Source organism: Pseudomonas sp. JV414 (assembly GCF_032424305.1).
In the GTDB taxonomy this organism is placed as follows: Bacteria; Pseudomonadota; Gammaproteobacteria; order Pseudomonadales; family Pseudomonadaceae; genus Aquipseudomonas; species Aquipseudomonas lini.
In genome coordinates, this window is sequence record NZ_VYKC01000004.1 from 158,895 (window position 1) to 171,711 (window position 12,817).

General features: G+C 48.0%; 10 protein-coding genes. All 10 read right to left on the reverse strand.

What is annotated here, in order from left to right:
* Positions 1–36: 36 nt before the first annotated feature.
* The 10 genes from F6R97_RS07890 to F6R97_RS07935 all read right to left on the reverse strand — a co-directional run bounded on the left by F6R97_RS07890 (position 37) and on the right by F6R97_RS07935 (position 12,593).
* Positions 37–1,146, reverse strand: coding sequence for a glycosyltransferase family 4 protein (locus F6R97_RS07890; protein WP_315866359.1), 1,110 nt, complete (start codon positions 1,144–1,146; stop codon positions 37–39).
* Complete coding sequence (locus F6R97_RS07895; protein WP_315866360.1) at positions 1,143–1,769, reverse strand: acetyltransferase; 627 nt, start codon at positions 1,767–1,769, stop codon at positions 1,143–1,145. Before F6R97_RS07895 ends, F6R97_RS07890 begins: the two co-directional genes overlap by 4 nt.
* A 4-nt stretch (positions 1,770–1,773) precedes the next feature.
* Complete coding sequence (locus F6R97_RS07900) at positions 1,774–3,426, reverse strand: glycosyltransferase (RefSeq protein WP_315866361.1); 1,653 nt, start codon at positions 3,424–3,426, stop codon at positions 1,774–1,776.
* Complete coding sequence (locus tag F6R97_RS07905; RefSeq protein WP_315866362.1) at positions 3,417–5,633, reverse strand: glycosytransferase; 2,217 nt, start codon at positions 5,631–5,633, stop codon at positions 3,417–3,419. The genes F6R97_RS07900 and F6R97_RS07905 overlap by 10 nt, the downstream gene beginning before the upstream one ends.
* Positions 5,634–5,691: 58 nt before the next feature.
* Entirely contained in the window at positions 5,692–6,453 is a 762-nt protein-coding gene (locus F6R97_RS07910; protein WP_315866363.1) for an ABC transporter ATP-binding protein, read from the reverse strand.
* A complete protein-coding gene (locus tag F6R97_RS07915; RefSeq protein WP_315866364.1) occupies positions 6,450–7,232 on the reverse strand; it encodes an ABC transporter permease in 783 nt (260 codons plus the stop codon). Before F6R97_RS07915 ends, F6R97_RS07910 begins: the two co-directional genes overlap by 4 nt.
* Before the next feature lie 102 nt (positions 7,233–7,334).
* The gene (locus F6R97_RS07920; RefSeq protein ID WP_315866365.1) at positions 7,335–8,420 is read right to left on the reverse strand and encodes a DegT/DnrJ/EryC1/StrS aminotransferase family protein; all 1,086 of its coding nucleotides are present in this window, start codon (positions 8,418–8,420) and stop codon (positions 7,335–7,337) included.
* Between the two features lie 10 nt (positions 8,421–8,430).
* Positions 8,431–9,525, reverse strand: a complete 1,095-nt coding sequence (gene gmd, locus F6R97_RS07925) for a GDP-mannose 4,6-dehydratase (RefSeq protein WP_038982169.1) — start codon at positions 9,523–9,525, stop codon at positions 8,431–8,433.
* A gap of 101 nt (positions 9,526–9,626) precedes the next feature.
* Entirely contained in the window at positions 9,627–11,000 is a 1,374-nt protein-coding gene (locus F6R97_RS07930; protein ID WP_038982168.1) for a phosphomannomutase/phosphoglucomutase, read from the reverse strand.
* A 150-nt stretch (positions 11,001–11,150) separates the two neighbouring features.
* The gene (locus F6R97_RS07935) at positions 11,151–12,593 is read right to left on the reverse strand and encodes a mannose-1-phosphate guanylyltransferase/mannose-6-phosphate isomerase (RefSeq protein WP_315866366.1); all 1,443 of its coding nucleotides are present in this window, start codon (positions 12,591–12,593) and stop codon (positions 11,151–11,153) included.
* Positions 12,594–12,817: the final 224 nt, after the last annotated feature.

A 12,817-nucleotide genomic window follows, 5' to 3' on the forward strand; every position in this document is an offset into this window, starting at 1 on the left:
CGCAAAACTCTAATCGACACTTCAACCATAAACATCTTACTTCAAAAGCGAGCGATATATTTCGCAGTAGGACTTAACCATCTTATCGGCCTTAAAATACTGCTCATAACGTTTCAAAGCACTTTCACCCATTTTGGCAGCCGTCAACGGGGCATCCCACAACTTCTGCATTGCGACTGCAAGCGATACGCCGTCTCCCGGTTTCGCCACATATCCCGTTTCACCCTCGATATTGATGAACGTTGTACCCGTGCCAATTTCGCAAGATATTAACGGTTTTCCATACATAGCGCCTTCGAGTAGAGTAATCCCAAAGGCTTCGGACCGGAGGTGAGAGGGAAATACCAAAGCGAAACAAAGAGACAGCAGTGCTGCCTTGTCACTGTCGGGCAAGGCACCAACAAAAAAAACATTTTCCAGGTTTGCATCTTTAGCCTTTTGTTTCAGCGCCTTCTCCATAGGTCCCCTCCCCATGATCACAATGGGCAGTTTTGTCTGCTGAGCAGCTTCCAGCAGATAATCAAGGCCCTTGTAATAACGCAGCGCGCCCACAAAAAGGAAAAAACGCTCACCCAGCGTCTCACGCCAATGAGCCATTGATGTGTCAGTCGCTTCCGGGTATGTATTGCGATCTATACCAATAGGGACGACCTTGACCTTATCTATGTACTTTCCCAGTATGTCGCTGCTGGCGACATAGTTAGGTGAAGACGCAACGATCACATCCACATCTCGCAGAAACGCATTCAAAAGTGGATTATATAGTCGGAGTAAAGACTGCTGTTTCACGATATCCGAGTGATAAGAAACAACGGTCGGTTTTTTGATTCTGGTTAGAAAGTGCACCATATCCATGAATGGCCACGGGAAATGGTAATGGACAATATCTGCTTGCTTTGCGAGTTCGAAGAAATCCTTGAACGCTCCGATTGAAAAACCAGTGGAGGCAATCTGAAAATTCTCATATGACCGATGCGTAATATGGCTTCCAAGCCTTTCGTTACGCATTGCACCACGGGAGCTGAGATACAGGACTTCAGATTCGATGCCATGCTGTATGCCGCCCTCAGCAAGCTGAAAGATAACCTGCTCTATCCCGCCCATGGTGTCAGGATAGTAAGTCTTGAAAAAATGCAGGACTTTCAATTTTTGCGCCCCAAAAACTTTGCAGGAACGCCCACGTAGGTGCCAGCCAACTCAAGATTGCGGTGAGCACACGCACCAGCACCCAGCATGACATCGTCTGTCACCTGTAGCCCATCGATCACTGTTGAGCCAGCTCCCAAGAAGCAGCGATCGCCTACACGACTTCTGCCAGCGACCACCGCGCCAACGGAAATATGGTTGTAGTCACCCACCACGCACTCATGCTCAATAATTGCGCTGGTATTAATAATACAACCACGTCCTACCAATGCCATCGGCCCCACATGTGCATGATGAGCAATAAAACTCCCTTCGCCGACTTTCGCACCAAGGCCTATGGTGGCGGTGGGAGAGATAAGTGTCGCTAAAGGCCATCCCTGCTGAATGACCCATTCGCACTGCTCTATTCTCTTTTTGTTGTCGCCAGCGGCGGGAATGACCGACCAATCTGCTGGCAACTCAAAGTCCATGGATGTTTTGACTGGGAACGAACAAAACGATTCTTCTGGTTTAGCATTGGCGTCGATAAAACACAACTGTGTTATGCCCGAAGCCAGCGCGACGTCAGCTACGCTACGGGCATGTCCACCGAATCCCAAAACAAGTAGTCCTATCGTTGCCATTAGGTTACACCTCTCCAGTTGTTACTGGAACGGATATGGCCTCCAGTATCTCTACGTGTTCAGCGACGACATCGTCCCAAGTACGAGCAGATAATTGTGCATAACAAGGCGCCTGTAAAGAAAGCAACGCATCAGTGTTTGCGAGGGCCCATTCAACCTTATCTGCCAAGTCTTGCCAATCGTATGGATCGAAGAGGGTAACCTCTTGAAGTTCAATACTCTTGAGTACTTCTTCCGTGACTGGAATTCTGGCCATAACAACTGGCGTGCCTACGGACAACGCCTCAGAAAACGTAAACGGACACCCTCCTTCGCTGAGGCTAGGGTTAACCGCTAGAGAAGCCAGTTTGTAGCAAGCCGCTAACTCAGGCAATGTCAAACCGTACAAACAAATAACATCGTTCTCAAGAAAATTCTTCCTAATAAAGCTTTGGACTTCCGCGTACTGATAACTACCTGTGAGAACGAGCTTATGGCTAATATATTTTTTCCGAAGCAAATACTCATAAGCTCGCAGCAGCGTAATCACATTTTTATTCGGCCGAAACTGGCTAGCATAAAAAATGTAATCCACGTCAAGATTAGCAAACCCTGACATATATTCTTTATTGGCTGATTTAGTAAATGCCGACCTCAACAACGTCTGGCAGTAATGAATAGATGCGGCACCGGAGTCTGCAAAACCGCTAATTGTAACTAATCGATGAAGATCGTTAGGCGCGTGATGAATAACCGAGACATGTGAGGCCTTCACGGAATATTGATCTACGAGAGTATGCCACTTCACGTGCTGACTATAAGTCACATAGTATTGTCCGTCTCGAATAGATGAATTCAAGTCAGCAAAATTCTGCAGGAGACGATCGCCACCTATACCTGAAAACCCAATCGGAAAGTCCGATAACACTACATCCGGCACGCACATTAGCCGTGGTGTGGTGATACTATTAAATGCAGGCCAAAAAGCAGTTGGACTGTACCACGCTCTAACATGGTTTAGGCCCTCGATTATCGAAAGCATACGTTCAGATTCTAACTTTTCCATGCCTTTATAAAGACGGAGTACGAAATTATCGTCTTTTGGAGACCCCATCGCCTTCCGAATTCGGCTTAACCTGACGAAAAATCTTTTGTACTTATGTTGTACTTTATATGATAGTTTTTTTGCAACCAGTACGAACCCAATCAAGACCAACACAGGACTTGCGAATATTAAAACTGGGGCAACAAAGGTAAAAATCAAACCAAGTTCTAAAATTGCACCTAACAATCCAAGATAGGTACTCACTCCTAATATTCTCGACTCAAAATAACTGGAGAAACCTTGTTTTAACTGATAGTACTTTGTTATCGCCCATTTACCGATATTTATTTTTTTACGATTTTTTTTTCTTTCCGAATAAGATTTATACAGCCGTAACGCCAACGGAACACTTTCGGGCGAAAAAACTTCAAACCGATCGCGGGGAACGCTTTCACTTATGAAAAGTTCTTCGAGCCCAACTTTTGACCAACTTGGACAGACTATAACAAAACGCACACCTTCTTTCGAAGTCGATCCTTTTAAAAAAGCTGCCAGATAGCGCCCAAGCCCTTCATGCCTTAAGTCAACTCCGGGCGCCCAAGATAGATATATACCATAATAATTTAAAGGCATTTTCGCACCACTTGCCAGTAATCCGCAGCTAAATGCTCTACGCTCTGCTTTTCAAGAACTTCTGCTGTTGGCAAATTTTGCGAGCGTGCCAAATAGCTAAGTTCCATTTCCTTGAGTTTTTCTGCCATATCTCTTGGAGCTGAAGAGTTCATCCATAACAAGTTAAGCGAAAATTGAGCATCAATTTCTCTCATCGGCGGATAATCGCTACTTAAGCCAGGCACACCCAAACTCGCTGCTTCCACTACGCTGAACGTTCCATTATCAATTTTTCCCGCATGCCAAACAAAAGCAGCATTGAATACTTGACTTTTATAATCAGCCTCTGACAGCTCGCCCACCCAATCGATACGACTCATCAACAGAGGACTATTTTTAATAATGGCCGAAGAAGCCTTAAGATGCGCTACTGGCGACTTAAGTATTTTGGTTGTGTTCACACCAGAAATTGCACACCGCAAGGCACCATCCAGTTCCTCATAGTAAATTTTTAGTGCTCTAAACGCGTTCTGGTGGTTTTTATGGGCGTTCGCATTGGTTGTCCATAAAAAATACAGCCCCTTGTTTTTGCTTACCTTAAGTGATGATTCAGTAAAAAACGGGGCAAGCATGGGAACCTTATGAACTTTATTCACCGGCATTCCTGCGTACTGCAATGCATCCCTTCCAGTAAAATTAGTTGTTACCATTACGCCCTGAGACTTTCGTACAGCCCTTAAAAAATCTCGATCTGCGCCATGAGGTAAGATGGGCTCATATCTCTGAAGATAATCGTAGACCATGAAAAAAGTCGGCCGTATCGGCAGAAGGGGAGTTTCAAGGCGATCAGATATAATAATCCAAATATCACAATCGAGAAGTTGATTAACTCCGTCATTAAGAACTGAATACGTATCAAATTCTGGTTCCCAACCCTCATTACCTGCGTATAGCATAGCTCTCCGAGCAGCAGCGTAATCCAGTATTTTCCAACTGAATGTCCTCCGCTGTACCCCCTCTGCTAAGTCCTCAAAATCCTCTGAGGTATACTTATCCTCTCCACCAAGATGAACAAATACTACCTCAACAGGTTCACCTGCGTTTTTGCTACCAATGTGAATCGCCCCAGCCAGTAATTTAGCCCCTCGGAGGCTTCCGCCGCGGTATTCAACTGGAATAATCACAGCAATACGTTTTTTCTTTATAACCTGAGGAGAAACCAGCTCACGACTGATCTGCAGGTCCTCTCTAATCTTATTAAACCCAGACTGCCAGAACTGTCTAAGCCGATCAGACCGCATACCATCTAATAAAACTGTTTGTGTTTCTTTTATCCGCTTTATTAGTGCCCAATCATCATTAAGCACGCGGTGTATTTTCTCGCGCGCCTCTTTAATATTTTTACATCTCCCAGGAAGCTTCAAACCTCCCATTCTATCCAGCATACCGCCAGCCAGAAAAATCAATGGCATACCGGAACGTATAGCTTCGAAAGGATGGTAATGGATATGATTCGGTTCTTGAGAATGATAAAACATCACCCTCGAATCGTTCATATTACTCTCATGCTCCTCCGCTGAGACAAAACCCTGCACGTTGGGGTCGTCTACTTGAACGGGTTGAGCACCACCTATCTTATATTCGAAACCCTTAAAGTCTCGAATAAAATCGTTATATATCTGTTTGTAATAATTATTAAAGCCGATATCTGGGCATACAAAAAAAATACTCTTTCGCGCGCCTACCCATGTATCCTTAATTGAAGCATCTGACATTCCTAGAGGGAGATAAATTTGGCTTCGAGCCAACAAATCTATTTCACCTGATGCCAAATGGTCGTACGCCATCCCGAACCAGAATCTTCCCCCCAGGTTTCTAATCGATTCGTTCCCAAAATCAAAAAGCTTGAGTACCTTGGTATAAGACAAAGAACGATCCAATCCAAAAACACGCCAAATGGCTGTGCCTTTGAATCTTTTTGAAACTTCAGCTAAAAATTCAGTCGAGTGGCAAATGAAGAAACAAACATCAAAATACTTATTGGCGATATCCCACGCTTCGGAAGAGGGATTGACATACCAATTCTGTAAATTTAGAACATCCAGATCACTTTGTGGGATTGTAAGATTCTTGTCTTCCGAATAGTCTACGCTGGCGGAGCGAAAACCTACTTCTTGAGGAATTATCTTTGGTAAGAAAAACTCGTTGATACCAATACTTTTCATCATGGCAAGCTCGAATTTTCGCGCCGACCCATGATTTAAGAGCCACATAATCCGTAGAGGTTTATGATCCATGACTTAACCCATTAATTCTTTGGTATTCAGTAATTGCAGCCGCCATTTCGCCATCAAACATTAAAACACCGTGATGAAATACTAATCCACGGTTACAAATGGACTTCAACGCACTAAAATCATGGGACGCAAGAACAAGTATTTCGGCTTGCTCAATTAAGCTGGTTATTCTCGACTTTGCTTTAGTCATAAAGTTAGCATCACCCGCCCCTATCACTTCGTCGAGAAGCAGTATGTCGCCCCCAACAGTCGTAGATATCGCGAAAGCAAGTCTGACTTGCATACCTGCGGAGTATGTCTTTATAGGATAGTCAATAAACTCACCTAAATCCGCAAACTCTACTATATCGTCAATCTTGCCCCTCATGAACTTAGGCGACAATCCCAGTAGCAAGCCTCGATACAGAATATTCTCTCTACCCGTAGCATCGGGTTCAAAGCCTAGACTTAGATCAAAGAGCGATCGAACCTGCCCGTCTACTGTCAATTTACCACTTGAGACAGGATAGAGCCCGGCAACAGTTTTAAGGAAGGTACTTTTCCCCGCTCCGTTGTGCCCCAGTAGCCCTACGCGCTCGCCGCTGTGAATTTTCACACTAATGTCTTTCAGGGCATGAATGTCTGCAACACTCGAAGCACGCTCACTCTTGCGAAATGCTCCGGCAAGCAGTGATTTCAGAGACCGCTCTTGATATGCAACAGAAGCATAGTGAAGGTTCACATTGTCTAAAATAATTTTATTAGTATTCATAGATAAAATATAACCTTCCGCTCGGACCTGGCTCCGACGATCATTGCAATCAAACCGAAAACAACTGCAGTCCCTAGACTAAATGCATAATTCTCGATCGTAGGCCACTGCCCTTGAAGAAGGGGTGCCCGTATCAACTGCAAGATATGATATATAGGATTGTAATCAACTAGCGCATGCAATCCGCCATTTTGAAACATTTTGGCCTCAAAATACACAGGGGAGACGAACCATAAAGATTGCATTATCAAACCAAGCGCATGTGGAATATCGCGAAATCTTGCACTCCAATACGCTAAAATTGTCGATACGGGCCATGCGATCAGCGCGACAATTGGATATAACGTAAGTGTCGCCAGCCAACACCAGCCAATATTTTGAGGTAATACTACGAGCACCCAGCCATATAACGATATGCTGGCAAGCATAAGTACAATTGCGCTACCCAGAACCCCACGCAACGTATAAATAGCAAGTGGGTGATTGCACTGCTTTATATAGGCATCGGCTTGTACAAAAGCTAGCGATCCACCTATCGTGTTTGCAGAGATATACTCCCAAACAATAATCCCTGACAAAATATAGGGCGCGTAAGTAATGACGTCAGTATTAAACAACTTGCTGAACACCAATGTCAGCAACAGGGTTAGCCCCAATGGTTGGATAATCGACCAGGTGACACCAAAAAAAGATCTTCTCCACCTCGACCGCAGATCAGATAAAGCAAGGTGCGACCAAAAATATCGGGCGGCCCAGACGCGAGAAAAATACGAAAACATCTTTTCACCTAATTAATTTCATTAATTCAGAAAGCTGATAGCTTTACTTCCTGAGCGCAGTTAGTAATCGGGGCTGATTTCTCAGCCCCGATGTCCCGCATTTTAGTCGGCAAAATAGCTTCGAATTTCGTCTGCAACCTGCTGCACCTGTTCTCGGCTCAGGGTCGGATAACTCGGAAGGTTCATCCCTCGCGAGCTAAGGTCCTGCGCTACCGGAAAGGTTTCCTCCGTCTTGCAATGCGGCATGTTATGAGCAGGAGCGAACAGAGGGCGTGTCTCAATGCCCTTGTTCTTCAAATGATCACGCAATGTCTGGCGCTGACTCGGATCATCCAACAGCACCGAGCACATCCAGTAGGAGTGACGTGTACCTGGTTGCTCTGCATGCATCTGCAGCGGAAGCCCTTCGAGTGCTTCGCGATACCAGTCCGCAACCTGCCGCTTAAGAGTGATGATCTCGTCTGCACGCTCCAGCTGGGCAAGGCCGATTGCTGCGCAGATGTTGGTCATCCGGTAGTTGAACGCCAACTCGTCATGCCAGTACTCGCGAGTCTTGGACACACCCTGGCTTTTTAGGTGACAGGCTCTTTCGTGAATGTCCTTGTTCTTGGACACCACCATCCCACCCTCGCCGGTGGTAATGGTCTTGTTTCCGAAGAAGCTGAACGTAGCGACATCACCAAAAGTCCCTACATGCTGATCTTTGTACAGAGAGCCAAAGGCTTCTGCACAGTCTTCGATCAGCAGTAGATTGTGCTCTTTACACAGAGCAACGACCTCATCCATGTCACATGCCAGACCGTACAAGTGCACGACCATGACGGCCTTGGTTTTAGGCGTAATGCGGCTTCGGATGTCTGGAACGCTGACGTTCCAGGTATCCGCCAGGGATTCAGCGTAAACGACACTGGCCCCGGTTTGCATGATGGTGTTGACGGACGCCACATAAGTGAGCGTCGGAACAATCACCTCATCGCCAGGCCCAAGCCCCAGAGCAGCCATTGCCAAGTGCAGGGCAACAGTGCCATTGCTCACCGTGGTCGCATGTTCGGCACCGATGTATCGGGCGAACTCGCTCTCAAAGCGGGAGATAAATTCTCCGCGAGAGGAAATCCAGGTCGAATCAAGACACTGGTTTACATATTCCTTTTCGCGTCCGCCCAGAAAGGGCTGATATACCGGTATCATCCCAGCCCCCTTATTCCTGACCCTTGAAGTATTTAAAGCCGTGTTCAGCGACCAGCTTGTCGCGTTTGGCTTCACTCATATCTTCACGCATCATTTCTTCTACCAGCTCATTGAAGGAGGTAGTTGGTACCCAGCCTAACTTGGCTTTGGCTTTGCTTGGGTCACCCAACAGCGTCTCAACTTCGGCTGGACGGAAATAACGCGGATCGACGGCAACGATACATTTGTTGGTTGCGACGTCGTAACCTTTCTCGTCTACACCCGTACCTTCCCAACGAATCTTGATATCGATTTCCTTCGCTGCAACCTCAACAAACTCCCGAACCGAATGCTGCTCACCGGTCGCGATCACAAAGTCTTCCGGAGTTTCTTGTTGCAGCATAAGCCATTGCATTTCCACATAATCACGAGCATGACCCCAGTCACGCAGGGCGTCCATATTCCCGAGGTACAGGCAATCTTGCAGATCGACCTTGATACGTGCCAAGGCGCGAGTGATCTTGCGGGTTACGAAGGTTTCACCGCGGATGGGCGATTCGTGGTTAAAGAGAATACCGTTGCAGGCATACATGCCATATGACTCACGGTAGTTCACAGTGATCCAGTAGGCGTACATCTTGGCGACGGCATAAGGGGAACGCGGATAGAACGGCGTGGTTTCTTTCTGTGGAATTTCCTGAACCAGACCGTACAGCTCGGATGTGGATGCCTGATAGAACTTGGTCTTTTTCTCAAGACCAGCGATGCGGATTGCTTCAAGGATGCGCAATGTACCCATGGCATCAGTATCAGCAGTGTATTCTGGCGATTCGAAGGAAACCGCAACGTGGCTTTGCGCCCCGAGGTTGTAGACTTCATCTGGTTGTACTTCTTGCACGATACGAATCAGGCTACTTGAATCGGTCAGGTCGCCGTAGTGCAGCTTGAGATCATAGCCTTGGTTGTGCGGATCGTGGTAGAGATGGTCAATACGCTGAGTATTGAACAGGGAGCTACGGCGCTTGATGCCGTGTACCGAATAACCTTTTTTAAGCAGGAACTCAGCAAGGTAAGCACCATCCTGACCAGTAATACCCGTAATCAACGCTACTTTCTTGTCGCTCATTTTTTCACCAATTTAAATTAATCAATCGAACAGTATGTCTCTATCAGAGAGCCAACTTATTGCTGCCCCTCACCTTCCTTGTGGAAGTGAGAACCGTTTTGTCATTCCATATATCTACTGTTCAGCAGTCCCTCAATTTCTTTGACTTTCAACGCCACAAGCGCTGGATTCCCTCTGCTTTCCACATTCAACCTCAACAGAGGTTCTGTGTTCGAACCCCGGAGATTAAATCGCCAGTCAGGAAACTCCAGACCGACGCCATCGGTTTGATCAAGATGAGGCCCTTGAGGTAAATAATGTGCCAGGACCTCCTCTAGCGCCGCAGATACATCATTCACTCGATAGTTGATTTCACCGCTGCACGGATAGGCGGCAACGCGCTCATCAACAAGCTGGGCTAAGTTTTTTCCCGTCGCAGACATCAATGCGGTTACCAACAGCCAGGGAATCATGCCGCTGTCACAATAGGCGAAATCCCGGAAGTAATGGTGAGCGCTCATCTCACCGCCGTAGATTGCATCCTCCAGACGCATGCGCTCTTTTATGAAGGCGTGGCCGGTCTTGCATTGTACTGAAACACCGCCCGCCAATCGAACCTGATCGATCGTGTTCCAGGTCAACCTTGGGTCATGGATGATCCTGGAGCCGGGGTTTTTCTTGAGCAGCATTTCTGCCAGCAGACCGACCAGGTAATAGCCCTCGATGAAGCGGCCTTCCTGGTCGAAAAAGAAGCAACGATCGAAGTCACCATCCCACGCAATCCCCAAATCGCAGCCGTTTGCCAACAACGCTTGGCGTGTCAGCGTGCGGTTCTCTGGAAGAAGCGGATTGGGTACACCGTTGGGGAAATCGCCATCAGGCTCGGCGTTGATGATCACCCATTCGAATGGCAACTTTTTGACCAATTCCTGCAGCACAGGGCCGGCAGCGCCATTGCCCGGATCAGCAAGTATTTTCAGCGGTTTGAGATCAGCCACATTGACGTAACTCAGAAGATGTTCGATGTAGGCCGTCTTATCCAGCTCGAATCGAACTTCGCCGGGGCCTGCAGCCAAGGCACCCAAATCACCACTTGCCACACGGTCGCGTATGGCATTGAGCCCCGTGTCGCCGCTGATCGGTCGAGATTCAGACTTTACAAGCTTCATCCCGTTGTAACCCTTGGGATTGTGGCTGGCAGTGATCATTACTCCGCCGTCCGCCTTGAACGCGCTGGTTGCAAAGTAGACTTCTTCAGTTCCGCACAAACCGATATCAATGACGTTTGCGCCCGCCTCCAGCAATCCACGCGTCATCGCCTCTGCCAGCATCGGGCTTTCGAGCCGCATATCACGCCCCAGCACAATGCTTTTACCTTGCAATTCGGTAACCATGGCCCGGCCTATCCGGTAAGCCACCTCTGCATTGAGATCGGATGGCACCTGGCCACGAATGTCATAGGCTTTGAAACACTGGGTATTGATCGGGGTATTCATACCGCTCTCTTGCTGAGGTATGTGGAGGCGAGGCCGATTTAACGGCTCCGCACGCTCGCCACGATGGAAATGAATCAGGACCAGGCCGAATGCAAAAAAGCCTGGCCGATGGAAACCTCACCGACCTGACTTAGCAATGCCAAAGTACTGTTAATTATCGACGCGGCCGTAATTATCTTCGAAACGAACGATATCGTCCTCGCCAAGATAGTCGCCACTTTGCACTTCAATCATCACCAGGTCTATGACGCCCGGGTTCATCAAACGGTGCTGATGACCAGCACGAATGAAGGTGGACTCGTTGGTGTTCAACATCAACTCCTGCTGGTCGTTGATGACCTTGGCCATCCCGCTGACGACGATCCAGTGTTCGCTTCTGTGATGGTGCATCTGCAAGGACAGCGAAGCCTTGGGTTTCACCACAATGCGTTTGATCTTGAAGCGCTCGCCGTTTTCCAGGGTTGTGTAAGTCCCCCAAGGGCGATGCACGGTACGGTGGAGCAAATGGACCGTGTGGCTGGCTGCTTTGAGCTGATTGACGATATGTTTTACGTCTTGGGCATGATCTTTGTGGGCGATCATCACCGCGTCCGGGGTATCGATGACCAGCAAGTCCTCAACCCCAACCAACGCAGTCAGTCGATCTTCACTGTTTACGTAGTTGTTGCGGGAATTGTGGGACAGCACCTCGCCTTCAAAACGGTTGCCGTTTTCATCAGGCTCGGTCAGCTCACTGACAGCATTCCAGGACCCGATGTCACTCCAACCGATATCACAAGGGATGGTCGCTACTTTGGAGGAGCGCTCCATCAATGCGTAGTCGATGGAGATGTCCGGAACCTCTGCGAATGCATCAGCGTCGAGTGCCAGGCAACGATATTTGTCAGAGGTAGTGAGGCGCGAACTTTCAATGGTTTTGCTGACAGCTTCCACTACGTCCGGGGCATGCTGACGAAGTTCTTCCAGCAAAGTGCCGACCCGGAAGCAGAACATCCCGGAGTTCCAGTAGTAGTTGCCTGCACTGACGTAACCTTCAGCGGTTTCAAGATTGGGCTTTTCGACGAAGCGCGCAACCTTCAGGCCATCCTTCAGAGGTGCGTCTTTCTGCGCTTCGATGTACCCGAACCCTGTTTCAGGATAGGTCGGCTGAATACCAAAGGTTACCAGCCAGCCTTCGGCGGCAAGCGTCATCGCACTGGCTACTGCCGCAGCAAATGCTGCTTCGTCTTTTATCAGGTGGTCTGCCGCCAGCACCAGCATTTGGGCGTCGGGGCCATGCGTGGCTTCCAGCTGAAGCGCGGCGGCAGCAACGGCGGCAGCCGTATTACGTCCGAAAGGCTCAAGGATGAAACCTTGCGAATGTTTGAGCGTGTTGACTGCGCCGTACTCGTCTTCGGTCTTGAACAGGAGTTCCCGGTTGGTCACCGTAAGAACCTCCACTACACCTTCCAGTCGCGAAGCACGAAGGAAAGTTTTCTGGATTAGATTCTGGCCATCTGGCAGATCCATGAACGGCTTTGGATGGGCCTCTCGAGAAACGGGCCACAACCGGCTACCCACTCCGCCAGACAAAATTACGGGAATCAGTTCCATGCTCTAAATCCTTAATCCCCTTCTGGCAGACATAACCAGAAAGCGGGGCTCAGTTATAATCCAGTCATTCCTGCATCGTAATCAATGCAAAATATTGCTTGAAGCGAACGCAAGTGAAAGCTTAACTTCAATCCAACACCTATCGGCTCACCTGACCCACTCCATCACTTTTCGCACATCTGCTGTCTTATTCGAGGCAGTCACGGCAACGAATAAGTGCCCGA